Below are 22401 nucleotides of genomic sequence, written 5' to 3' on the forward strand. Positions count from 1 at the left end.
TTCGCGCTTGAAAGCCAACACCCTGCCGTTTCACCGGGGGCGGAAACCTGCGTGCGTCGCCAGTTTCGAGATGCAATGTGAGTCGGATTTCAGGTGAAAACAAGGCTTGTAAAAACTTTATTCCCCGCGATTATGTTTGCCTTTCGCGACCACCTCCGTGGTCGCATCCTCCCGGCTATTCCCTACGATCGCTTCGCTCACTGCGGGGCCGGTGCGGGCGCGCGGTCGCGCTTGCGGTCGATTTTATCGACCGATGCCGGCCAAGCCGCTGTTGCGATGTGCTAGTCCGGTCCGCGCCCGGCGGACCGCAAGGGCGACCGCCCGCCCGCAGGTGGCCCGCAGCGAAGCGGAGGGAACAGCACCGAGGACGAACCCGCGGATGCGGGTTCATGAGTCAAACAACTCCCTACCGACAATCCTCGATGATCCGCGTCACTTCGGGCCATGCGGGGACGTAAAGCGGCGCCATGCCTTCCACTTCCACCGCAAATCGTCCGCGGGAGTAGGCCATGGCGTCTAGCAGATTGTCCGATGCGGCCAGGCTGGTGGCGACAAAGCTGCTGCCGGTGCCGCCGGGGCGGGCGGTCAGCATGCGGTCCTGCGTTTCGGTGCGCAGCCGCATCATCACCGGGGCGCTGGCCGCGCCGTCGCGAACCAGGATCACGCTCCGATCCGCCAGCCGGCACTGCATGGCGAACAGCGCGCCGCCGCTGGTGCCCTGTCCGAAGAAGGCTGCCGTACCGCCATCGATGGCGGCATAGCGCCAGGCACCGGGCGTGACCGGCGCGTCCATCCAGTTGTCATACGTGGGCGTGATCACCTGCGGCGGCGCGGGGGCTGGCGTCGGCGTTGGCGTAGGCGTGCTGACGGGCGCGGTGTCTTCCTCCGCCTGCGGGACGCATGCCGCCACGGCGATGGCGGATGCGATGGCAAGAGCGGCAGGCAAGCGTTTGAAATTCATGGATGGGGTCCGTCGCATTTTCAGTCTGGGGGCAATCTTGGGGCAATTCGGTTTCATCGGGCTTCGGCGCAGGCTATGCGCGCATTCCCATGGCCAAGCAACGGATAGACCAGCTACTCGTTTCCCGCGGACTAGCGGAAAGCCGCACCCGCGCGCAGTCGCTGGTGATGGCGGGGCTGGTGTTCCACGGCACGAAGAAGGTGGACAAGCCCGGCACGCAGGTGCCCGAGGATGCGGAGATCGTGCTGAAGGGGCGGGACCACCCCTGGGTGAGCCGCGGCGGCATCAAGCTGGCCCATGCGATCGAGCATTTCGCGCTGGACCCGGCCGGCGTGATCGCGATGGATATCGGCAGTTCCACCGGCGGTTTCACCGATGTGCTGCTGAGCAAGGGCGCGGCCCATGTGTTCTGCGTTGACAGCGGCACGAACCAGCTGGCCTGGAAGCTGCGGCAGGACGACCGCGTCACGGTGCTGGAGCAGCTGTCCGCCCGCCTGCTGACGGCCGAGCATATCGACCGGCCCTGCGACTGGGTGGTGTGCGATGCCAGCTTCATCTCGCTGGCCAAGGTGCTGGACGTACCGCTGCGCCTTGCAGCGCCGGAGTGCCGGCTGGTGGCGCTGATCAAGCCGCAATTCGAAGTGGCGCGCGAGGAGGTGGGCAAGAACGGCGTGGTCCGCGATCCGGCGCTGCATGAGCGTGTGTGCGGGGAGGTTCGCAGCTGGCTGGAAGGCGAGGGCTGGGCGGTGGATGGTATCGCCCAGAGCCCCATCACCGGGCCCGAAGGCAATGTCGAATTCCTGATCTCGGCGTCCCGAAACGGTATGGGCGGTTGATGGCCCGGGCGGCCACATTGCATCCTCGCACCGTGCCTGCCTATAGCCGGGACCTCGATTCGCGCCGCCACCAGCCGGAGTAGACATGAACCGCCTCGCCAGCCCCGCACAGCTGAGGGCCAGCTTCTTTCGCTGGGCCCTGTTCCTCGTGCCGCTGGTGATGCTGCTGGGCTTCCTGTCCGGCCAGTTCGGAGGCGATGCGGGCAGCGCATGGTTCCAGGCGCTCGAAAAGCCCGCCATCTTCCCGCCGCCCATGTGGTTCGGCATCGTGTGGAGCGTGCTTTACCTGCTGATGGGCCTCAGCTTCGCGCTGGTCTGTTCGGCCTGGGGCGCACGCTGGCGCGGCCCGGCGATCATCGCCTTCATCGTGCAGCTGGCCGTCAACCTCGCCTGGACGCCGATATTCTTCGGCGCGCATGAGATCGGCACGGCCTTCTGGGTGATCGTGGTGCTGGACGTGCTGGTGCTGCTGACCATCTGGCTGGTCTGGAAGGTGCGCCGCCTGGCGGCTTACCTGCTGCTGCCCTACCTCGCGTGGATCCTGTTCGCCACGCTGCTGAACTGGCAATTCTGGCAGATGAACCCGGATGCAAGCGCGCTGGAGCCGGACAATTCGGTGCAACGGATCGAGTTGTAATTCGCGCGGGCAGAGGCCACATAGCGACCATGCAGAGCCAGAATCCCATCATCGCCGACTTCGTCAAACTCGCCAACAGCGCAGCGGGCACTTTTGCCGGCATGACGCGCGAGGCGCGCGACAATGCGCGCGAGAAGATGAAGGAAACCATGGGCGGTTTCGACTTCGTCAGCCGCGAGGAATTCGACGCGGTGAAGGACATGGCGGCCCACGCCCGCGAGCAGGTGGACGTGCTGGAAGCCAAGATCGCTGCGCTCGAAGCGAAGCTGGCGGGCAAGTAACCCTCCCAAATATCACCGTACTGGCGTAGCGTCCGCGCGATGCACTTGCGCGCGCCTGCCATACTGATTGCCGCCCGCCCGCACGGCGAAACGGCCGTGATCGCGCGGCTGCTTACCGAAGCGGAAGGCGTGGTCGCGGCCTATGTCGCAGGCGGGCGCGGGCGCCAGCTTCGCCCGGTGGTGATCCCCGGCAACGTCGTGGATGCGGACATTCGTTCCAAATCCGACACGCAGCTGCCCTTTGCGCGGATCGAGCTCGTTGAAAGCCGCGGCCCTTTCCTGACGGAGCCACTGCCTGCCGCCGCCATCGGCTGGGCCTGCGCGCTGACGACTGCCGCCCTGCCGGAGCGGCAGGAGTTTCCCGCGCTGCACGACGCCTTGGGCGCGCTGCTCACCGCTATATGCCATGCCCCCTCCGCCCGCGGCTGGGTGGGCGCGCTGCTGGCCTATGAAATCTTGCTGCTGCGAGAGCTTGGCTATGGCGAGGGCGTGAAACCCGCAGGAGAGCTGCCACAACTGCTGGAAGCGATGGACCGGCTCGCCGTCCCGCTGGACCGATACCTGCTTGCCGAGCGCCGCGCAGACATTATGGCCGCGCGCCAGAGATTGCGGCAATTGCTCGGGCGGATCGCCTGAGCAGCCGTCATTGCGAGCGGCGAAGCCGCGCGGCAATCCATCGTCGACCGTCAGGGACTCGATCCTCCGGTGATGGATCGCCGCGGCGCTACGCGCCTCGCGATGACGAAATTTGGAGTTCGGGAATGAAGATCGCACTTCTGGCAGGGGACGGCATCGGGCCGGAGATCATGGAAGAAGCGGTGCGAGTGCTCGATGCGCTGCGCCTGCCGCAGGTCACCTTCTGGCGCGGCGATGTGGGCGGGGCGGCGTACAGGCGCCACGGCCACCCGCTGCCCGAAGAAACGCTTAAGATGTGCCGCGCGGCCGACGCCGTGCTGTTCGGCGCGGTGGGCGATCCCGAATGCGACAATCTGGAACGGCACCTGCGGCCCGAACAGGCCATCCTGGGCCTGCGCAGCGAGCTCGGCCTATTTGCAAACCTGCGCCCCGCCGCCGCCATGCCGGGGCTGGAGGACCTGTCCGCCCTGCGCCCGGAAATCGCCCGCGCCATCGACCTGCTGATCGTGCGGGAGCTGAACGGCGATGTCTATTTTGGCGAAAAGGGCACGCGCACCACGCCCGGTGGCCAGCGCGAAGGCTATGACGTGATGGCCTATAGCGAAAGCGAGGTCCGCCGCATCGCCCACACCGCCTTCCGCGCGGCGCAGGGCCGCAAGGGTCGGCTGTGCAGCGTGGATAAGGCCAATGTGCTGGAAACCAGCCAGCTCTGGCGCGATGTGGTGGTGGAAGTCTCCGCCGAATATCCTGACGTCGCGCTCAGCCACATGTATGTCGACAATGCCGCCATGCAGCTGGTGCGAAACCCCGGCCAGTTCGACGTGATGGTGACCGGAAACCTGTTCGGCGACATCTTGTCCGACCAGGCCAGCATGTGCGTCGGCTCCATCGGCCTGCTCGCCAGCGCCAGCCTGGGCGAGCAGCAGACCGAGTTCGGTACGAAGGGCCTGTTCGAGCCGATCCATGGCAGCGCGCCCGATATCGCCGGGCAGGGCGCCGCCAACCCCATGGCCATGATCCTGTCGGCTGCCATGATGCTGCGCCACAGCTTCGGGCGCGAGGAGGACGCCGCGCGCGTCGAAGCGGCCGTGGCGCAGGCGCTGGCGGACGGCGTGAAAGGCGCGGACCTTGGCGGGACGGCCGGGACAAAGGACATCGGGATTGCCGTTGCGGAGCGGCTCTGACAGCTCGCCGGGAGACGGCCCCAGCGTAACCTTTCCTTGATATTTACCATATATCGCGCAAGCCCATGGACATGACGCAGGGCACGCTAGAGCACGCGGCGGACGCAGCGGTACAACCGCTCGAACTCGCCATCATCCTTCCCACGCTGAACGAGAAGGGCAATATCGCCCCGATGGTCACGCGGCTGGAGGAGGCGCTTGGCCCTACCGGCTGGGAAGCCGTTTTCGTGGATGACAACTCATCGGACGGTACGGCAGAGGCGGCGCGCGAGATCGGGCGCACCGATCCGCGCATCCGCGTGATCCAGCGCATCGGCCGCCGCGGCCTGGCCAGCGCTGCGATCGAGGGAATGTGCGCCACAGCCGCGCCCTTCGTTGCCGTGATGGATGCCGACCACCAGCACGATCCTGCGCTGCTGCCCGACATGCTCGCATCGCTGAAGGCGGGCGAGGCGGATCTCGCCTATGCCAGCCGCTTTGCGGAAGGCGGCAATGCCGATGGCCTGTCCAGCAAGGGGCGGGAAAAGGGCAGCCGCGTGGCCAATGCCATGGCCCGCAAGCTGACCGGCACGGAACTTACCGATGCCATGTCCGGCTATTTCATGCTGCGCACGGACCGGCTGCGCAAACAGGCCGATAACCTTTCGGGTATAGGCTTCAAGATCATGCTCGATATCCTGGCGACGGCAAGCCCGCGCCTGACCGTGAAGGAATTCCCGTTGAAATTTGCCGAGCGCCTGGAAGGCGAAAGCAAGCTGGACCACGGCGTGGTCCTCGATTTCCTGGCCGGGCTGGTGGAACGCTATGTCGGGCGCTGGGTGCCCACGCGCTTCGTCCTGTTCGGGCTGGTCGGCGGGCTGGGCGTCTTCGTCCACATGGCCGTGCTGGCCGTGCTGTTCTGGCCGCAGACCATCGCCTTCGGCTGGGCGCAGGCCGTGGCCACCATGGTGGCGATGACTTTCAACTTCTGGCTCAACAACCTGCTGACGTACCGGGACAAGAAACTGTCCGGCGCAGACGGCGTGTTCTGGGGCTGGCTGAAATTCTGCGGTGCCTGCAGCGTGGGTGCATTCGCCAATGTCGCGGTCGCCACCGTGCTGAACGACCAGGGCGTGATCTGGTGGGCCGCCGCCCTCGTCGGCGTCGCCATTGCCTCGGTCTGGAATTACGCCCTGTCGAGCAAGTTCGTGTGGGGCCGGTTCAGGTAATCCTCTTCGGAACGGGGAGGAATTACCGCCAGCTCTCCAGCCAGGCGTAGTCCAGGAAGCTCATCGGGCCTTCCAGCGGGGCGGCGGTGAGGATGGGGAAGTAATAGGCCATCACCAGCCCGCTCGCCACCAGCGTGCCATAGGCCGTCTTGCGCCAGCCGGCATTGCGCAGCTCCGCCAGCGCCAGCGCCAGTGCTGCCAGCAGGAAGCAGCTGGGCACGAAATAATGGTAATAGAACTGCGTCGATTTCGCGGCCACGATCCAGAACCCGATGCTGACCGCGTAGAGGATGAAAATTCCCAGCGCGTCCATTCGCCGCTGCGTGAACCCGGCCCAGGCGCACCATGCCAGCGCGGGCAGCCCCAGCAGCATGGTCAGCGGATTGCCCAGCAGCAATATGCCGCGCTGCGCGCCGTCCGCTTCCTCGTAAAGATACCAGATCGCTCGCCAGTTGCCGACCCATTCGTACCAGACGGACTGGTAAGTGTGGCCGGGCAGGGTCTGCGTCTGCAAATCCATCATGCGGGACTGGTATGCGATCACCTCGCCCCAGGGCAGCGATGACAGCGTGTACTGCGTCAACGGCCAGAAGCTGAGGAAATAGACCAGCAGCGGCAGCGCGCCCAGCCACACGCCCGCCTCCAGCAGGGTCATGCCCGGCACCGGCGCAGCGCGCCTTGCGGTCAGGAACTGCGCGCCGCTTTCCCGCAGCCGCACGGCCAGGAAGGCCAGGCCCGGCATGATGGCGATCGGCACGGCGTTCCACTTGCTGGCCATGGCCGCGCCCAGCGCAGCGCCTGCGATGGCAAGCCGCCAGCGGCCCGTTTCCGGCTGGCGCATGGCGGCGGCGCATTGCCACAGGGCGACCATCAGGAAGGCCACCATGAACACGTCCAGCATGGCGATGCGCGAATGGACCAGCAGCGGGAAGCCGGTGGCCAGCAGGATGCCCGTGGCAAAGCTGGCGAAACGGCCGATGGCCGCAAACCACATGGCGCGCATGCCGGCATAGATCGCCAGCGTGCCGAACAGCAGCGGCATGATCCGCCAGCCCAGCGCATTGTCGCCGAACAGGATCACGCCCAGCGCCAGCAGCTGCTTGGCCAGCAGCGGGTGCTCCTCGTTCACAGGGCGGAACATCTCCACCATCTCGCGCACGGCGGGGATGTAATGCACCTCGTCGAAATACAGCGCGCTGGGGATGGTCAGGCGCACGCTTGCCAGCGCCAGGAAGATCAGCGCCACGCCTGCATGCCACCAGACCGGGTCACGCCGGTATTCGCTCACCTGTTCCATAGGCGGTGGCGATAATGCGCGTGGGGGTGGCGGGCAAGCCTCTCTATCGCAGGCACAATTGCGCGCCTGCTTGCCGCGTGGCGACGGGCAGCTTACAGCCCGTGCCCATGAAGAAAACCACCGGCATGGATCGCTCCGTCACCAAGGGTTGGCGCAAGGCCACGCAGGCCGTGCGCGCAGGCACGTGGCGCAGCGAACATGGCGAGACGAGCGAGGCGCTGTTCCTCACCAGCGGCTATACTTACGAGGATGCCGCCACCCCCGCCGCGCGCTTTGCGGGCGAGGATGCGGGCATGACCTATTCGCGCCTGCAGAACCCCACCGTGGCCATGCTGGAAGAACGCATCGCAATGCTGGAAGGCGCAGAGGCCTGCCGCGTGCAGGCAAGCGGCATGGCGGCGATGACCACCGCGCTGCTGTGCCAGCTTCAGGCAGGCGACCATGTGGTGGCCGCGCGCGCCGCCTTCGGATCCTGCCGCTGGCTGGTCGATAACCTCCTGCCGAAATTCGGTATCGAGACGACCGTGATCGACAGCGCGGACAATGATGCCTGGGACAAGGCCGTGCGGCCCGAAACCAAGGTGTTCTTCTTCGAAAGCCCGGCCAATCCGACGCTGGACCTGGTGGATATGGAATTCGTCTGCGGCATGGCGAAGGAGGCGGGCATCACCACTGTGGTGGACAATGCCTTCTGCTCGCCCGCCCTGCAGCGCCCGATGGAATTCGGCGCAGACGTGGTCGCCTATTCCGCCACCAAGCTGATGGAAGGGCAGGGCCGCGTGCTCGCCGGCGCCGTGTGCGGCAGCGAGGAATGGATCAATGAGGTGCTGCTGCCTTTCCAGCGCAACACCGGGCCCAATCTTGCGCCCTTCAATGCCTGGGTGGTCCTGAAGGGCCTCGAAACGCTGGACCTTCGCGCCCGGCGGCAGAGCGAGAATGCGCTGGCGCTGGGACAGAGCATGGAAGACCGGATCATCCGGGCGGGCGGCACGATGCTGCATCCCGGCCTGCCCAGCCACCCGCAATATGCGCTGGCGCAGAAGCAGATGGACGCCTGCGGGCCGATTTTCAGCTTCATCCTCCCCGGCGGGCGCGAACAGGCTCATGCCGTCCTGGATGCGCTGGAGCTGGTCGATATCTCCAACAATATCGGCGATGCGAAGTCACTGATGTGCCACCCCGCCAGCACCACCCACGCCAATATGGGCGAGGAAGAGCGCGCAAAGATGGGCGTGCACGAGGGCATGCTGCGCATCAATGTGGGCCTAGAAGACGCACGCGACGTGATCGCGGACATGGACCAGGCGCTGGGCGCCGCCGGTCTCTAACTTCTAACGATTGTAGCGATCGCCATAGGGTTCGCAGGCCAGCCCGTCATTGTCCCGGTCGAGACCTGCGCGATAACCTGGATCACCTCGGCGGAGAGGGGCTTTTCCCGCCACCCGAACAGCATCGCAATTGCGGTAATAGACACTGCCGTCCGATCTGCGGGCAGGTGCCGCCAGGATCTGCCTGCTGCGGCGCGATCCGTGGCAGTGATATTCGCCCGTCTTGCGGTTCTTGTGGCAGCCCTCCTTGTTAACGCCACCGGGATGGGCATCGACGGGCTGGGCAGAGGCGACGATGGCCAGCAGGCTGCCGGCCACACAGAAAGAAAGACCCCCTATTTTCAACTGCCCGCCTGCGTCGCTGCCCAGTCCATTACAGCGAACTGATCAGTTCCGGCTGGCCGAACCCGGCGAGCGAGGCATTCGAATTCTCGAACCAGTTCTGCCAGAAATTCTTGAGCGTATAGAGCTGGGCTGCATCGCGCGTGGCCGCCGCGTCGGAATCCGGTGGCAACAGGCCCGCACCCATCACATAGACTTTCGCACCGCCAAAGTCGCCCAGCTGCCGCCGATCGACCGCCTTCTGCAACTCCGCACCGACATCAAAATCGCGGATGGACTTGTCGGCATAGAAACTGGTGGTGGAGGAATGTTCCAGCATGTCGGACACTACAAGGACAGTTTTATCCCTAGCTTGCGACACTAGGACCGCTTCGGAGAGCGCTGTCAGGCTGCCAAGGATCTCCGAGCTGGCGAAACTGCCGCCATCGGTACTGACAAGCGCGCGCATTTCCGCATCCGTCCGGGCCGCCAGCTTGCCGGGCATCTGCGCCAGGCAGGTTTCCAACTGGGCCAGTTTCCGCGCGTTAAGGTCGTTGCGTTTGCTTTCGTCCACCGGCCCCTGCGCTTCGCCGGTAAAGTTGACAGTGGCAAAATTGCTGGCCGTATTGGCAGAAAAGGAGGCGACGGTGATTTTCGCCGAGCCGCCCGCGAGATATTCGGCAACCTTGCGGCTGAGCGATTCTACCAGAGCGGACGGCATCGGTGTCGTCTGGTCGATAATCACGAATAGTTCGCGTTCCACACCGGGAACGGGGAGGTCTGTGCCGAATGCGGCCTGTTGGTAACAGTCCTCGAACGGTCCGCTTCCTGCAATTGCGATATCCTGCGTGCTTGCGGCACTGCCGTCCGACGCGTCACCGCTGCCCGGGCCGGTGCCACAAGCGACAAGCGCGAAGGCTGCCAGGGTCACGATTGCAATGTGCTGACGGATCATTGCAGCACTCCTTCGTTGTCCTGACCGTCATCTTTCCTGCGCGGTGGCAGGTCACTGTCCGCTTCCGGGGGCGTGTGCCCGCTTCCATTCATGATGTGACGGGATTTGCGGATCTCGGCGCGTTTTTCCGACCGCCTGACCTTGGCCTCCAAAACTTCTTCGGGGTGGTGCAAATCGCACACTCCGCGGTCGCGTTCTTCTTTTACGAATTCATAGAAGTCTCGGTCCCAATTGATTGACCCGGGATATCGCCGCTCCATCATTGCATGAAGGTTAGCCAACCGACTGTCCGCGATCGACATGCGCTTCGCGATCGGGCGGTAATAGCTTTCGTAATCCGGCATACCGCCGGTCATGCGGTAGGCGGTATCGCTTTCCCGCCCTGCAAATCCATACTTGTACCCCAGGCCCATGCCCACGAACTGCGTGACAACGAAGATCGTGGCCAGGATCCAGAAGCTGGAGAGGGCCGCGTATTCGCGCGCCAAGGCCTGATTTTCTGTTTCCGTACCGGCCAAAGCCAGCGGCTCTGAATGTAGGGTCTCGATACGAAGTATTGTCGAAAGTACGGCGATGGCGAGGATGAAGACCGTGGCAATTACCAGCCATGAATAGCTGCCGGTGTCGCCGGGATTGCTGGCCACCCGATTGGCGCATTGGACGTGGCCCGGCTGGTCGTCGTCTTCCGATTGGTCCTGATTCAAGGAAATGATCTGCGTGGTGAAGCGGCGGTCTTGGTTGCGCTTGCCACGTTCATTGAGGCCGAATGCTTGAAATTGCTGGAAGCAACTCCGCAACAGGCGAGTGCGATACAGCTGGTGGCCGGCCGCATGCATCGTCCACACCAGCACGGCCGAAAGCACGGTGACGATCGCAAAGGTCAGTAGCTGGCGGGTGTTCTCGCTACCTTCCAGCGCCATCCATGTACTGAGCAGGTAAGAAAAGCCCAGCCCTTCAAGCACGACGAGGAAAATCAGCAGCGCGATCATCAGCCCGGGCAGGGGCTTGCGGCCATTGTCATAACACTTGCGCATGTACTCTGCGTGGTTCTCGAATTCGTCGGGCGACAGGCCGGTCAGGTGGCGGGCATAATCGTGACACAGGCGCGTTTCGGAATTGAGCCATTTGCCATGCTCGGTTTCCGAATAATCGCGGGAATAGCGTGACAGCTTGCCGATGAATGGCACGCGGTACGAAAAGTCCGTTCGCGCAAAGGTGGGCTGGCGGAACAGCCACATCACGAAAAGCACGCCCAGCACGGCCGCCACGATCAAGGTTCCCGTAGCCGACGACAGGAATTGCAGGAAATCACTGAACATATACGCCCCCTTGGCAGACCCAAGACCCCAAACATTCATAATAAGATTGTGTGCTGCATGAGAGTCAATGGCCAATTGACTCTTGGCAATGCCTAGGAATGGCACAATTGCGCCGATCGCTTTCCCGCCGCGGCCGCCGCAGCATACCAATAGTGGAAATCAGGCAGGTTAAGCTTGCCGTCAGCCTTCCTGCGATTACCTTTGCCCCATGGCCAATATCTTCGATCACCTGTTCCAGCACACCGCCATCACCGACGGGGTGGCCGTGCGCGTCGCGGTCAACTTCATGCCGGAACAATCGCAGGTCGATGCCGGCCGCTGGTTCTGGGTCTATCACATCCGGATAGAGAACCGCCGCCACGACGCGATCCAGCTGCAGCGCCGCCACTGGCGCATCACCGATGCCCGCGGCGCGGTGAACCTGGTGGATGGCGAGGGCGTTGTGGGCGAGACGCCGCTGCTGCAGCCGGGCGACACGCATGATTACGTCAGCGGCTGCCCGCTCTCCACGCCGCATGGCAGCATGGAAGGCTTCTACACCTTCACGGACGATAACGGCGATCCGCTGGAGGTGCGCATCCCCTTCTTCCCGCTCGCCGCCCCGGCGGAAGAGACGCGCTGATTGGACACCTCGCGCAGGGTGGGGCATTGACCCTCCATGCGTGAAGACGATGCCCGCCGCCTGCTCCTCGTCCGTGCGGTCGAGACCGAGGACCGGGCGCAGCAGCTGCTGACTGCGGAAGATCGCGCGCAGGCGGAGGATTACGCCCGCCGTACGGACACCGGACCCGAAAGCTACCTTGCCCGCCGCGCGGAATTTGCCGCAACCCGGCTCGCGACGCGCCACCCGCATGTCGATACGATCCTGAAGGCGCGCCACTGGCCGCGCTGGCTCAGCTTCGCCATCCCCATCGCCGCGCTGGTGCTGGGCGTGCTGAGCAATGAGCTGGGGATCGACAAGCGGCTGGACCTGCTGGCCTTCCCGCTGGTGGGAGTCTTTGCGTGGAACCTGGCCGTTTACGCCGTGCTGCTGGTGCAGCCGCTGTGGCGGCGCGCCTCGAAACGCAGCGGCGGCGAATGGTGGCGCAGGCCGCTTGCTCGCTTGTCAGAATTCGGGCGCGACCAGGCGGAACGCGGCACGCCGATGGCCCGCGCCACGGGCCGTTTCGCCACCCGCTGGCTGCAGGTGAGCGCGCCCGTCAACGGCGCCCGCGCGGCCCGGACCATGCACCTTGCCGCCGCGCTGTTCGCCGCCGGGATCATCGCCGGCATTTTCGTGCGCGCGCTGGCCATCGAATATCGCGCCGGGTGGGAAAGCACCTTCCTGCAAGCCGAAGACGTCCACTCGCTGCTCGGCTTGCTGCTGGGGCCCGCCAGCGCGCTGGGCAATATCCCGCTGCCGGACGTGGCGGGGTACGAGGCGCTCAGGTGGACCGGGGCGGACACGGGTGGCGCCAATGCCGGGCCGTGGATCGCGCTCTACGCCATTTCCGCGCTGGTGTTCATCATCCTGCCGCGCCTCGCACTCGCCGGGTGGGAGCAGGCGCGGGTGTGGCGCCGCGCGCGCCGCATTGCCGTGCCGGGGCGGGAGGATTTCTACATCCGCCGCCTGCTGCGCGCCCGCGATGGCACGGGCGGCGCGGTGCGCGTCACGCCCTATGCCTATACGCTGGAGGAGCCGCGCAAGGCCGCGCTCACCATCCTGCTGCGCAGCGTGCTGGGCGACCGCGCCCGCATCCATTTCGACCCGGTCGTGCCATACGGGCAGGAAGAGCAATGGCTCGCCGATCACGCGCTGGCGGGTGACGACGATTACCACATCGCGCTCTACACCCTCTCCGCCACGCCGGAGGACGAGAACCACGGCACCTTCGCCGCCGGATTACGCCAGAAATACGCCGGGATCGGCCACGGCACGATGGCCAGCGCATTGGTCGATTCCGGCCCCTTCCGCAGCCATTTCGCCGGACAGGCGGGGCTGGCCGAACGCGTGGGCGAGCGCCTGCGCGCATGGCAGGCGGTGATGGACCGCGCCGCCGTTCCGCTCGTCAACCTCGACCTCGACCATGTGGAGGAACGCCGCGACGGGGAGAAGATGGAAGCAACGCTGGTCCGCTCCGCCGCGCTGGAGGGGCTCGCATGACCGAAGCCGTCATCCCCGGGACAAGCGCGCTGGAGTTGGCGGAAGCGGCGGGCACGACCGTCAACCTCAGCCTCGTTTCCCACACCAATGCGGGCAAGACCACGCTGACCCGCACCATGCTGGGCCGCGACGTGGGCGAGGTGCGCGATGCGGCGCATGTCACCGAAATCGCCACCGGATACGTGCTGGTGCAGGAGGGCGGCGACACGCTGATGCTGTGGGACACGCCCGGCTTCGGCGATACGACGCGCCTGCTCACACGCCTGCGTAATGCCGGCAATCCCATCGGCTGGCTGCTGACGCAGGTGTGGGACCGGTGGAAGGAACGCCCGCTCTGGTCCAGCCAGCAGGCGGTGAAGAACGCGCGCGATAATGCGGACGTGCTGCTCTACCTCGTCAACGCGTCGGAGGATCCAGCGGCGGCCGGCTATGTCGCGCAGGAGATGGAAGTCCTCAGCTGGATCGGCAAGCCGGTGCTGCTGCTGCTCAACCAGATGGGCCCGCCACGCGCCGATACGGGCGGCGAGCGTGAGAAATGGCTCGCGCACCTCGATGTTGTGGACGTGGTGAAGGGCGCGCTGCCACTCGACGCCTTTGCCCGCTGCTGGGTGCAGGAAGGCGCGCTGCTGCGCGAGGTGGAGCCGCTGCTGCCCGCGGACAAGCAACCCGCGATGGGGCGGCTGTCCGCTCGCTGGCACGACCTCAACCGTGCGCGCTTCGACCAGAGCATGGCGGTGCTCGCCCGCCAGCTCACCGCCACGCTGCAGGACCGCGAAAGCGTGCGCGACGGCACCTGGCGCGACCGCACGCTGAACGCCTTCAAGTCCGGCAAGGGAGAAGACCGCGAAGTACGCGCCGCCATGGGCGCCCTGTCCGAACGGCTGGCCGAGCGCACGCGCGAAAGCACCAGCGAACTCATCCGCCTGCATGGGCTGGAGGGCGAGGCAACACGCAAGGTGCTGGAGCGGCTGGGGCGCGACTATTCCTATTCCGAACCCACGCCCGAAGGCTTCTCCGCCATGCTGGGCGGGCTGGCCTCGGGCGCAGTCGGCGGGCTCGCGGCGGACCTCGCGGCAGGCGGACTGACGCTGGGCGGCGGCATGATCGTGGGCGCGGTGCTGGGCGCGCTGGGCGCAGGCGGCCTGGCCAAAGGAATCAACATGGCGAAGGGCGAGGACGGCAGCGCCGTGCGCTGGTCGCCCGAATTCTTCCAGGGCTTCGTCGGCGCGGCCCTGCTGCGATACCTGGCCGTCGCGCACTTCGGCCGCGGCCGCGGCGCATGGGAGGAGGGCGAACACCCCGACTTTTGGCACGGTGTGGTCGAGGAGGCGGTTGCCGCGCATGAGGGCGAGGTGGCGGCGCTCTACAAGGCCGGACGCGGCGAGGGCGGCGCGGAAGTGGAGAGCGAGCTGGCCGCGCTGCTGGAGCGGATCGGGCTGGACGTGCTGGGGCGGTTGTATCCGGGAGCGGGGATGTGAGGCCAATTAGTATACTGTCCCCGGAACTCTCCCCGGAACTCCTCGTCGCAGGCGCTGTGATGGTAAGTAGGTTCTGCGAAGAAAGGAATTAAGCTGAGAAGATAAAATGAGAGATAAGCATCGCTTTCTGACCTTCATTCGCGTGCTTCTGACAACCGGCTGCCTCCTGAGCGTAATGATGTTCTTGTTTCTCTGGGGATGGTCAGCGTCATTAGCTGACCTTTTCCGCGCCTTGTTTTCGCAGCGAGGGCTCTGGCACACCGCGGTCATCTTTGCTCCGCCGCTTCTGACGGGCGCATTTATTCTCTGGGAGCGGAGTGCGGCAAACGCTCGTTAGCTACGCGATATCCTCCGCACGCCCCGCTCCGCCCATTCACCCCAGATCCGGAAAATCCCTCACGCAGCGCGACGTGACCTGCTCCGCCGCTGACGTGTCAATCGCGAAGCCTTCGCGCAATTCCTGCGGCCATGCATCAAGGTCGATCATCGTCTCCGCGCTGAGGCCGTCCAGGTGCGCCACGCATACGCGCCGCGTGATGTCGCCGTCCAAGCGGCCCCGGTACAGGGCAATCGCCCCCAGCAGGCCGGCGCGAGACATCCAGTAGAAATTCTCCACGAACTGGCTCTTCGGGCGCTTCTGCGGATCGCGGAATTCCGCATCCATGCCCGCCAGCAGCGCCTCGCACCCGGCGAGCCTGGCCTGGTCATCCAGCGCCGGGTCCTTGCCCAGCGTCCCGCACATGGTGTCGGGCTGCATCCAGTACATGGCCTGCTGCTCCTGCTCCTTGGTGTAGGTCACCTGCGCAGAAGCGTGCGTGGGAAGTGCGGTTGCCACGATGGCGGCCGCGGCGATGAGAGTCGTGATGCGAGTGGTCATGCCGGGAATGTTAGCGGCGCGCGCGCCCGTGGCCAGTGACAAACACCGTCATCCATTTTCCGTGCGGTTCGGCTTGGACCCCGTCTCCAAAGCGCAGGACGGGCTTGCATATCGCGCCTCGCGCACCGGATGGGCGAATAGAGCGGCCAACTCGCAGCGCTGGCGCGATGAGAAATCCGTCGCATCGGTTAACCATCAGAATTCAGGCGTGACATTTCCATCGGCCCCAAACTGTGCAAGTCTCACGACTCGGAGCGGACAGACCCGTCCATTCACCAGTGCAAGGAGGAACGCGATGAGGACTTATATCAAATACGCCTTGCTGGCAGCGGCAACCGCTACGGCCGGACAGCCAGCGCTGGCCGAAAAGGCCGATCAGCTCGTCGATATAAACGGATCCTATGGCCGCGACGCGGAGAGTGCCCTGCAGGCGCGCGGGTTCCAGCATACCTCCACGCACAAGCAATCCAATGGCTATGTCTACAGCTATTGGTGGGACGCATCCGATCGTAGCTGCGTGACGGTCGAGACGTACGACGGACGTGTGCAAACCATCACCGATGCCGGCGATGGAGATTGCGGCCACCACCGGGTCAGTGGCGGAGAGGTCCTTGGCGCGGTGGCGGGAGCAGCGCTGATCGGCGTTTTAGCGACCCACAAATCCCATCACCATGACGATGACAAGCACCACGAGGACCGGAAGGCGGAGCAGGATTACGAACGCGGCTATACCGACGGCCTGCACAACGCATCCTATCACAATTACGACCGCTCGGATGCGTATTCCAGCGGTTACCAGGCCGGTGTGGACGAGCGGAATGCAAACCTTTCACATCATCATAACCGTGGCGGCTATGCCAGTGTGGCCCGGATCGACGACCTGCGGGACGCGCGCGCTGCCGGCGGCATGACGGAACTGGAGGCGCGCGGCTTCCGCCAGGTGGACAATTTTACATCGGGCGACACGCGCTATTCCATCCAGTACAACAGCGCCACGCGCCAGTGCGTGCAGGTTACGATCGCGGACGGGCGGTTCTACGATATCCGCGATATCGGCAGCAATCCGAAGTGCCGCTAGGTCGGGCGAGATGAGCATCAGGCCCTTTCAACTGGCGCTTCTAGCCGGGACGGCAGCAGTCATGCTGCCGTCCTGTTCGCAAGAGACGGACGAAGCAGCCGTCACCGCCGAGCCGTCTGCGGTCGCGGCGGCGAGCAGTGCGCCCATTCCCGCAAGCCTCAGCCCGTTCGGCGACGGATATCCCGAAGCGGGCGATCCGTGCCGGCGGCTGGGCGAGAGCGATGCCACGCGCAATTATCTCGATGACAGCGCAATCTTGGCGGGTTGCCCTGACTCGGCAAGCGCGGCCGCACTTGGCGGAAACGTGATCGACACCGTCGATGGCGTGACCATCGTATCCATCCCGACGGGGGATGCGAATGCGGGCATGGGCGAAAACGGCCCGGCTGCAGCGGCAGGCGGTGGCGATGCCCTGGTTCCGGGCACGGATTATAACGCGACGGCCCAGGTGCGCTGCGGTATGGGCGGCAAATCGCCGAGCATGCAGTGCCTGGCCGGTGTCCGCCGCAACTGGGCGGATGACGGCTCCAGCATGGTGGAGGTCACCAGGCCCGACGGGACGAAACGCGCGATCTTCTATCAGGGCGCGGAACCGTTTAGCGCCGACAGTGCGCAGGCCGATGGCTCAGCCGGGTGGGATTTCGAGACGAAGCGCGATGGTGACACCGTGACGATCATGTTCGGGCCGGAAACCTATGTCATCCCCGATGCGCTGCCGATGGGCGGTTGAGGTAGCCTCGATGGCGGGCTTTCCGTGCGGGTCCGCCATCGCCCTCTGACGATCCGTGCCATACCGCCGTCTTGCCTCGCGTGCTGCATCGCAATAGAGCGGGCCGCGATATGAAGCGCACACATCTGCCCCTCAACGCCCTGCGCGTGTTCGATGCCGCTGCCCGGCACCTCAGCTTCACCCGCGCGGCGGACGAGCTGGCGGTGACGCCCGCCGCCGTGGGCCAGCAGATCCGCGCGCTGGAGGATGTGCTCGGCGTCGTCCTGTTCCGCCGCACGCCCAAGGGACTGGAGCTGACCGACGAGGCGGAGGCCGGGCTGGACCCCTTGCGCGAAGGCTTCCTGCGGTTCGAGGAAAGTGTGCAGGGCATGCAGGCGGGCCAGTCGAGTAGCAGCTACACCATCGCCGCGCCGCGCGAATTCTATGCCCAGTGGCTCGCGCCGCGGCTGGCGAAGTTCAGGGCCGAGAACCCCGACGCCCGCTTCCAGCTGGTCGATGGCGAGGAGGTAGACTTCACCGAGGCGAACCTCGACTGCGCCGTGCGGCTGGTCGATGGTCCGGGCGACCTGGAGGGCGTGCAACTCGCCCCCGCGCGCCGCGTGGTGGTGGTTGCCGCCAAGGCCGTGCCGGAGGTGGAGAATGTGTGGATCGCCTGGCCCGGCGCGCCGCTGCCGGACGGGGCGGAGGTCGTCACCACGGTCAACAATGGCGGGCAGGCGCTCGCCAGCGCGATGGCGGGGATGGGCAAGGCCATGCTGCCGCACCTCCTGTGCGAGGAAGCGATCGGGCAGGGCCGGCTGAAGGTGCTGGAAGGCCCGGACGAGGGGCGCCGCAGCTACTGGCTGATCGCCCCGCGCCCGCAATGGCGCCAGAAGAAGGTGAAGGCGCTGGTGGAATTCCTCGCCCCCGGGGAATGAAACACCAGGTCACCACGCTGACGACAGAGCGCTTCAGCCTGCGGCCCATCCGGGCGGAGGACACGGCTGCCCTTTACCCCACGTTCCGCGACGAGGCGCAGATGCGCTACTGGTCGCGCGGGCCGTTTGCGAGCGAGGCGGAGCTGGACGGATGGCTGCGCGATCCCACGTGGGACGGGCACTGCTGGATCGCCGAGGAAACAGGCGGCAACGGACAGGCCATCGCCCGGCTTGTCGCGATACCGGACATGGATGGGGTGATGGAGACGGGCTACCTCGTCGCCAAACACCGGCAGGGCGAGGGCATCGCCCGCGAATGCATGACTGCGCTGTTGGATCACCTGTTCGCGCCAAAGGCAGAGGGCAACGGTGGCGGTTATGGCCTGCGCCGCGTCTGGGCCGATACGGACCCGGAAAACGCTCCCTCCAACGCCCTGCTGGTATGCCTCGGCTTCATGCGGGAAGGGCGGCTGCGGAGCCAGTGGGAGACCCATATCGGCGTGCGCGACAGTCTCGTGTGGGGGCTGCTGCGGGAGGAGTGGAACGGGTGACGGCGGCGCGCCGTGTCTCGCCCACCCCGCTGCGACTAGCTTCACTGCGTTCAGCAAGTCTCGCAAACCCCTCCCGCATGCGGGAGGGGAAGCAGAGCTTGGCGAACCGCAGGTGAGCCTAGCGGCGCCGGGTGGGCGAAGCAGGGCCTACGCTTCCCCGTCTTCTCCGTCCCCGAACTCCTCCCGCACCGCCTCCTCCTGCTCCAGCGTCTCCAGCAGCGAGCGGCCTTCGCGTTCGCGGCGGGCGAGGGTGTCGATCTTGCGCTCGATACCCTGCAGGATCGCGTCCTCCTCGGCGAGCGAGGTCTTGCGCTTTTCGGCCAGCACCTCGGCGCGGATGCGCTCGTAAACGGGGTGTCCGGGGCGCAGCACGCGCGCATCCCCGCCATAGCGCTCGCCCCGGCGGGCGCGCAGGAAGAACATCACCAGCGCATCGTTATGGCGGATTTCGGTGCCCAGCACCTTGCCCGAGGAGACGACCATCCGCTCCTCACCCGCAATCGCGCGGGCGAGCGCCCCGTCCTCCAGCCGCTGCACCCCGCGATCGACCGCCGCGTCCCAGGCAGCAGAGAATTCCTCCGCCCCCGGCCGCGCGCGCAGCTTGTACAGCGCCTCCAGCGAAGCCCCGATATGCGCGGCCGCCTGCTTGACGATGCCGGTGGCGGCAAGATGCGCGATGAAGGCGCGCTGGCGATCGGCCGTAATGGAATTGCGCCGCGGCGCCTTGTGCGGGACAGGCGCGAAGGAGAGCAGCGGATCGTCCGGATCGGGCCCGGCTTCGAGTGCGCCGGTGTCGCGCACCGCCATGTAGGACGTCGCCTGCCTGGGCGTAGCGCGCGTGTTGACGATGGTGGAGGCCCCCGTCTGCCGGTGGCACTCCGCTTGCCCCTCGGACGAAGCCTTATCGCGTGGAGCCGAGGCCGGACGCGAAGCGCACCGGTCCTCGGCAGACAAACCAAAATATTGATCGGAGCCACCATCAGATGCGGGCTGGTCCGGTGACCGGGCGGCGGAGCGGGAAGGGCGCGAGTAGGACATGCCTGCGGAGTTGGAGGGGGTTGGGGGGTGTAGGAAAGGGAAAGCTTTTAAAACCTCCTAGACCTCAAACCCATTGCAGCGATCTGCCCGACTAGCTAGCCATGAAGAATGATCACCAGGATTGAAATTGACGGCTTCAAGAGCTTCCAAGACTTTAGTCTCAACTTTCGCCCATTCTCAGCTGTGGTCGGCCCCAATGCGAGTGGGAAGTCCAACCTGTTTGATGCTTTGAAATTTATTTCCTTGCTCGCGCAAACGGATGTGCACTCAGCAATGCAATCAATGCGTGGCGAGCCCGAGGAGCTCTTTCGAGTTACACCAGTCCGCGAGCACACGGACATGAAATTCGCAGTCGAAGTGCTTCTGCCAAAGTATGGGCTCGACCCATTTGGTGCTCGGTTTGAGGTAAATGCGCAACGTCTACGCTACGAATTGGCTTTGACGATGCGCTTTGACTCCGAGCAAATGCCCATTGGGATCGTCGTCGCTTCTGAGTCTTGTCGTCACATTGCGAAGAAAGATGATCGACTCTCCTTCATCAACAAATCGCTAATTTCCTATTCCTCTAGAAGAAATCCATTCATGGAAATGTCTAGAGAAGGCAAAGTGCCGATAATCCAGATTCGGCAAGATGGCCCTACAGAGACCGGCGCATCGAAACGTGGCCGTCCTCTAAAGCTCGCTGCAGGAGAGGCTACACGAACGGCCCTTTCGACCATCAATACGGCTGAATTTCCTCACCTTTTCGCTTTAAGAGAGACTTTGTCCGAAATTGGCTTTCTTGAGATTAATCCGTCTGAAGCGCGGAAGGCTAATGACCGATTTGAAGAGAAGAAGCTCCGGTCTGATGCATCAAATCTTGCTTCTGTACTGGCGCATTTGAAAGAAGAGACTGGAACTCCTGCGCGTCCCGAAGGGGCAGTCGCTGATATTTCGATTGATCTTTCTTCTCTCATAAATTCGGTAAAGAGAGTTAAGGTTCATTCTGGGAGTAATGTTCGTGAGTATTCGTTTTCCATCGAGACCGAAGACGGTCTCGACTTCAGCTCGCGTTTGATCTCTGATGGAACACTGAGGTTACTCGCTTTGCTCACGATACTTGACGATCCGTCACGAAGAGGGATTTTATGTTTCGAAGAGCCAGAGAACGGCGTTCACGAGGGACGAATCGATGATTTAATCGAAATTCTGAGAGAATCGACTCAAGATTGGAGTCTCGAAGAAAGTCCCTTTCAGATAATTATTAATACACATTCGCCAGCGGTACTAAACTCTCTCCACGAAAAGGAAATAATCGCAGCTGATTTGATTTCGACAGTAGATCCTGAGGCGGGTTGCTCGGTTCATCGTACGCGAATGCGTGTTGGAGTTGACGACGACGCACTCGACTTAGAGCCCGGCGCAATACTGACTAGAGCGGAAATTTCCCGTCTGCTTAGGAAACGCCAAGGACAAGCCTAGATGTTTATCTCATGGGCTTCAATTTACGAGGGCTCTACTGACGAGTCCTACTTCGGCGCATTGCTGCCCCGTGTTTTGAATGATTTAATCCTTAGCAATGCGAACCGGACTGTCGATGTAGCGGATTTTCCCGCCATGAGATTTGGAAAGTCAGGCAAGCATATAGACGAGATTGCGGAGGAAATCTGTGATGGAATGGAGGCGTTTGACCTCCTTTTTTCCCACGCCGATACAGGTGGGAGGTCTCTCGAGCGGACTGCCATCGCGAGGTCGATGGCGTATGCACAGGCAGCGCACGCACGATGCGGTTATGACGTGATGGCGTGTTTTCCAATATTGCCGAGAAAGGAAATGGAGGCATGGGCGCTTACTGATGGGCATGCTGTTTGCAGGTCGCTTGGCTTCCGCGGGAACCCTTCAGAGCTTAACTTGCCATCGACCGCTAGGCAGGCTGAAAGGTTGTCGGATCCCAAGGAGATTCTTCGCCTTGCTATTGGCGAGGTTAAGCGCAGAGTGAGGCCATCTGATGCTGCGAGGCTGCTGACGTCGATTGCGCAAACGCAAAGCATTGAAAGGCTGCGTCTTTGTGCTTCTTACGCTTCGTTCGAACGATCTCTGAGCGAGCATTTAGAGGAGAAGGGATACTACAGGTAGCATGCCCTTGACCCCACCCCCAAACCCCACTAAGTGCGCGCCATCCGTTGCGGGGGTCTCCCCTCGCTCCGGGTAGATAGAGCTGAACATTGCCGGTGATGTCCCGGGGCCTTCGTCTTGTAACGCAAGGCCCTTGTCTATTGGGCTCCAGGCCATGTGGAGGTCCCAGCTTCTGCTGGGATGACGCGTGGAAGGGCCGGGGCAGCCGTCAGAGTAACCCGGTATTCGTGCCGGGTGGAGCGTTTCAGTTTGGTCCCGTCATTCCAGCGCATGCTGGAATCTCGTGCCGCTCGCATCGCGCTTGCGGAGACAGATACCGGCTTTCGCCGGGATGACGACCAGGCAAACACTCCATCCGGTATCGTGATGCCATCATTGGTGAAGGGCTTTTGTCCTCCTCTCGCTCACCCTGAGCCTGCCTGAAGGGTACTGTTGGCCTCGTGCCAGCATGCTTCGACAGGCTCAGCATGAGCGGTGTGGTTGGATGACAGGCCTTCCGCCGCAAACGGTG

At 64.1% G+C, this 22401-nt stretch carries 22 protein-coding genes; 15 read left to right on the forward strand and 7 right to left on the reverse strand.

The genetic code is table 11. The annotated features are described in order from the left end of the window. Nucleotides 1-406: 406 nt before the first annotated feature. On the reverse strand, nt 407-961 hold the full coding sequence (locus A6F65_RS06275) for a hypothetical protein (protein WP_083989274.1): 555 nt from the start codon (nt 959-961) through the stop codon (nt 407-409). Between the two features lie 89 nt (nt 962-1050). On the opposite strand from A6F65_RS06275, the gene A6F65_RS06280 reads away from it, so the two are divergent. The 6 genes from A6F65_RS06280 to A6F65_RS06305 all read left to right on the forward strand — a co-directional run bounded on the left by A6F65_RS06280 (nt 1051) and on the right by A6F65_RS06305 (nt 5743). Continuing rightward, on the forward strand, nt 1051-1797 hold the full coding sequence (locus tag A6F65_RS06280; RefSeq protein ID WP_067786918.1) for a TlyA family RNA methyltransferase: 747 nt from the start codon (nt 1051-1053) through the stop codon (nt 1795-1797). An 85-nt stretch (nt 1798-1882) separates the two neighbouring features. Beyond that, complete coding sequence (locus A6F65_RS06285; protein ID WP_067786922.1) at nt 1883-2434, forward strand: TspO/MBR family protein; 552 nt, start codon at nt 1883-1885, stop codon at nt 2432-2434. A gap of 29 nt (nt 2435-2463) precedes the next feature. Continuing rightward, nucleotides 2464-2715, forward strand: a complete 252-nt coding sequence (locus A6F65_RS06290; RefSeq protein ID WP_067786924.1) for an accessory factor UbiK family protein — start codon at nt 2464-2466, stop codon at nt 2713-2715. A 39-nt stretch (nt 2716-2754) separates the two neighbouring features. Beyond that, nucleotides 2755-3351, forward strand: a complete 597-nt coding sequence (recO, locus tag A6F65_RS06295; protein WP_067786926.1) for a DNA repair protein RecO — start codon at nt 2755-2757, stop codon at nt 3349-3351. A 125-nt stretch (nt 3352-3476) separates the two neighbouring features. Next, on the forward strand, nt 3477-4535 hold the full coding sequence (leuB, locus tag A6F65_RS06300; protein WP_067786928.1) for a 3-isopropylmalate dehydrogenase: 1059 nt from the start codon (nt 3477-3479) through the stop codon (nt 4533-4535). A 65-nt stretch (nt 4536-4600) separates the two neighbouring features. Beyond that, on the forward strand, nt 4601-5743 hold the full coding sequence (locus tag A6F65_RS06305) for a glycosyltransferase family 2 protein (protein ID WP_067786930.1): 1143 nt from the start codon (nt 4601-4603) through the stop codon (nt 5741-5743). 22 nt (nt 5744-5765) lie between these two features. Here the strand turns inward: A6F65_RS06305 and A6F65_RS06310 are convergent, their stop codons facing one another. Beyond that, nucleotides 5766-7040, reverse strand: a complete 1275-nt coding sequence (locus A6F65_RS06310) for a glycosyltransferase family 39 protein (protein ID WP_067786932.1) — start codon at nt 7038-7040, stop codon at nt 5766-5768. A gap of 107 nt (nt 7041-7147) precedes the next feature. Between A6F65_RS06310 and A6F65_RS06315 the strand changes: the two genes are divergently transcribed. Continuing rightward, nucleotides 7148-8368 (forward strand): trans-sulfuration enzyme family protein, encoded by a 1221-nt coding sequence (locus A6F65_RS06315; protein WP_067786934.1) that lies wholly within the window; start codon nt 7148-7150, stop codon nt 8366-8368. A 3-nt stretch (nt 8369-8371) separates the two neighbouring features. On the opposite strand, the gene A6F65_RS12695 is transcribed toward A6F65_RS06315, so the two are convergent. The 3 genes from A6F65_RS12695 to A6F65_RS06325 are packed head-to-tail and all read right to left on the reverse strand — an operon-like array spanning nt 8372 to nt 10963. After that, the gene (locus A6F65_RS12695; protein WP_205631863.1) at nt 8372-8686 is read right to left on the reverse strand and encodes an excalibur calcium-binding domain-containing protein; all 315 of its coding nucleotides are present in this window, start codon (nt 8684-8686) and stop codon (nt 8372-8374) included. Nucleotides 8687-8741: 55 nt separating this feature from the next. Further along, a complete protein-coding gene (locus tag A6F65_RS06320; protein WP_067786936.1) occupies nt 8742-9644 on the reverse strand; it encodes a hypothetical protein in 903 nt (300 codons plus the stop codon). After that, nucleotides 9641-10963, reverse strand: coding sequence for a tripartite tricarboxylate transporter TctB family protein (locus A6F65_RS06325; RefSeq protein ID WP_067786937.1), 1323 nt, complete (start codon nt 10961-10963; stop codon nt 9641-9643). The genes A6F65_RS06320 and A6F65_RS06325 overlap by 4 nt, the downstream gene beginning before the upstream one ends. A 208-nt stretch (nt 10964-11171) precedes the next feature. On the opposite strand from A6F65_RS06325, the gene apaG reads away from it, so the two are divergent. From apaG to A6F65_RS06340, 3 genes are read left to right on the forward strand one after another with little or no spacing between them, the layout of a single operon-like run. Further along, nucleotides 11172-11585, forward strand: a complete 414-nt coding sequence (gene apaG, locus A6F65_RS06330; protein ID WP_067786939.1) for a Co2+/Mg2+ efflux protein ApaG — start codon at nt 11172-11174, stop codon at nt 11583-11585. A 36-nt stretch (nt 11586-11621) separates the two neighbouring features. Next, complete coding sequence (locus tag A6F65_RS06335) at nt 11622-13106, forward strand: DUF2868 domain-containing protein (RefSeq protein WP_067786940.1); 1485 nt, start codon at nt 11622-11624, stop codon at nt 13104-13106. Continuing rightward, on the forward strand, nt 13103-14584 hold the full coding sequence (locus tag A6F65_RS06340; RefSeq protein WP_083989278.1) for a DUF3482 domain-containing protein: 1482 nt from the start codon (nt 13103-13105) through the stop codon (nt 14582-14584). The genes A6F65_RS06335 and A6F65_RS06340 overlap by 4 nt, the downstream gene beginning before the upstream one ends. Nucleotides 14585-14957: 373 nt before the next feature. On the opposite strand, the gene A6F65_RS06350 is transcribed toward A6F65_RS06340, so the two are convergent. Continuing rightward, entirely contained in the window at nt 14958-15461 is a 504-nt protein-coding gene (locus tag A6F65_RS06350) for a hypothetical protein (protein WP_067786945.1), read from the reverse strand. 295 nt (nt 15462-15756) lie between these two features. Between A6F65_RS06350 and A6F65_RS06355 the strand changes: the two genes are divergently transcribed. The 4 genes from A6F65_RS06355 (at nt 15757) to A6F65_RS06370 (ending at nt 18737) form a co-directional block, all read left to right on the forward strand. Continuing rightward, nucleotides 15757-16539: a hypothetical protein gene (locus A6F65_RS06355; RefSeq protein ID WP_067786947.1), complete on the forward strand. Its 783-nt coding sequence runs from the start codon at nt 15757-15759 to the stop codon at nt 16537-16539. Between the two features lie 61 nt (nt 16540-16600). Further along, a complete protein-coding gene (locus A6F65_RS06360) occupies nt 16601-17269 on the forward strand; it encodes a hypothetical protein (protein ID WP_237164777.1) in 669 nt (222 codons plus the stop codon). A 110-nt stretch (nt 17270-17379) separates the two neighbouring features. Then, entirely contained in the window at nt 17380-18186 is an 807-nt protein-coding gene (locus A6F65_RS06365) for a LysR family transcriptional regulator (RefSeq protein ID WP_067786949.1), read from the forward strand. Beyond that, nucleotides 18183-18737 carry a GNAT family N-acetyltransferase gene (locus A6F65_RS06370; RefSeq protein WP_067786951.1) on the forward strand — a complete coding sequence of 185 codons (555 nt, stop codon included), beginning with the start codon at nt 18183-18185 and terminating at the stop codon, nt 18735-18737. The genes A6F65_RS06365 and A6F65_RS06370 overlap by 4 nt, the downstream gene beginning before the upstream one ends. Before the next feature lie 147 nt (nt 18738-18884). Here A6F65_RS06370 and A6F65_RS06375 read toward each other — a convergent pair whose 3' ends face one another. Continuing rightward, nucleotides 18885-19544, reverse strand: coding sequence for a hypothetical protein (locus tag A6F65_RS06375; protein ID WP_067786953.1), 660 nt, complete (start codon nt 19542-19544; stop codon nt 18885-18887). A gap of 339 nt (nt 19545-19883) precedes the next feature. On the opposite strand from A6F65_RS06375, the gene A6F65_RS12700 reads away from it, so the two are divergent. Next, nucleotides 19884-21236 (forward strand): AAA family ATPase, encoded by a 1353-nt coding sequence (locus tag A6F65_RS12700; RefSeq protein ID WP_083989281.1) that lies wholly within the window; start codon nt 19884-19886, stop codon nt 21234-21236. Nucleotides 21237-22401 lie beyond the last annotated feature (1165 nt).

Source organism: Paraurantiacibacter namhicola, assembly GCF_001687545.1.
GTDB lineage: Bacteria > Pseudomonadota > Alphaproteobacteria > Sphingomonadales > Sphingomonadaceae > Paraurantiacibacter > Paraurantiacibacter namhicola.

Excerpts from the sequence above, each read along its gene's own strand:
- A6F65_RS06290 (WP_067786924.1), top strand. The coding sequence starts at position 2,464 with ATGCAGAGCCAGAATCCCATCATCGCCGACTTCGTCAAACTCGCCAAC.
- A6F65_RS06355 (WP_067786947.1), top strand. The coding sequence starts at position 15,757 with ATGAGGACTTATATCAAATACGCCTTGCTGGCAGCGGCAACCGCTACG.
- A6F65_RS06305 (WP_067786930.1), top strand. The coding sequence starts at position 4,601 with ATGGACATGACGCAGGGCACGCTAGAGCACGCGGCGGACGCAGCGGTA.
- A6F65_RS06375 (WP_067786953.1), bottom strand. The coding sequence starts at position 19,544 with ATGGCGGTGCGCGACACCGGCGCACTCGAAGCCGGGCCCGATCCGGAC.
- A6F65_RS06320 (WP_067786936.1), bottom strand. The coding sequence starts at position 9,644 with ATGATCCGTCAGCACATTGCAATCGTGACCCTGGCAGCCTTCGCGCTT.
- A6F65_RS06350 (WP_067786945.1), bottom strand. The coding sequence starts at position 15,461 with ATGACCACTCGCATCACGACTCTCATCGCCGCGGCCGCCATCGTGGCA.
- leuB (WP_067786928.1), top strand. The coding sequence starts at position 3,477 with ATGAAGATCGCACTTCTGGCAGGGGACGGCATCGGGCCGGAGATCATG.
- apaG (WP_067786939.1), top strand. The coding sequence starts at position 11,172 with ATGGCCAATATCTTCGATCACCTGTTCCAGCACACCGCCATCACCGAC.
- A6F65_RS06275 (WP_083989274.1), bottom strand. The coding sequence starts at position 961 with ATGAATTTCAAACGCTTGCCTGCCGCTCTTGCCATCGCATCCGCCATC.
- A6F65_RS12700 (WP_083989281.1), top strand. The coding sequence starts at position 19,884 with ATGATCACCAGGATTGAAATTGACGGCTTCAAGAGCTTCCAAGACTTT.
- A6F65_RS06315 (WP_067786934.1), top strand. The coding sequence starts at position 7,148 with ATGAAGAAAACCACCGGCATGGATCGCTCCGTCACCAAGGGTTGGCGC.
- recO (WP_067786926.1), top strand. The coding sequence starts at position 2,755 with ATGCACTTGCGCGCGCCTGCCATACTGATTGCCGCCCGCCCGCACGGC.
- A6F65_RS06365 (WP_067786949.1), top strand. The coding sequence starts at position 17,380 with ATGAAGCGCACACATCTGCCCCTCAACGCCCTGCGCGTGTTCGATGCC.
- A6F65_RS06370 (WP_067786951.1), top strand. The coding sequence starts at position 18,183 with ATGAAACACCAGGTCACCACGCTGACGACAGAGCGCTTCAGCCTGCGG.
- A6F65_RS06340 (WP_083989278.1), top strand. The coding sequence starts at position 13,103 with ATGACCGAAGCCGTCATCCCCGGGACAAGCGCGCTGGAGTTGGCGGAA.
- A6F65_RS06285 (WP_067786922.1), top strand. The coding sequence starts at position 1,883 with ATGAACCGCCTCGCCAGCCCCGCACAGCTGAGGGCCAGCTTCTTTCGC.
- A6F65_RS06335 (WP_067786940.1), top strand. The coding sequence starts at position 11,622 with ATGCGTGAAGACGATGCCCGCCGCCTGCTCCTCGTCCGTGCGGTCGAG.
- A6F65_RS06280 (WP_067786918.1), top strand. The coding sequence starts at position 1,051 with ATGGCCAAGCAACGGATAGACCAGCTACTCGTTTCCCGCGGACTAGCG.
- A6F65_RS06325 (WP_067786937.1), bottom strand. The coding sequence starts at position 10,963 with ATGTTCAGTGATTTCCTGCAATTCCTGTCGTCGGCTACGGGAACCTTG.
- A6F65_RS06360 (WP_237164777.1), top strand. The coding sequence starts at position 16,601 with ATGCTGCCGTCCTGTTCGCAAGAGACGGACGAAGCAGCCGTCACCGCC.
- A6F65_RS06310 (WP_067786932.1), bottom strand. The coding sequence starts at position 7,040 with ATGGAACAGGTGAGCGAATACCGGCGTGACCCGGTCTGGTGGCATGCA.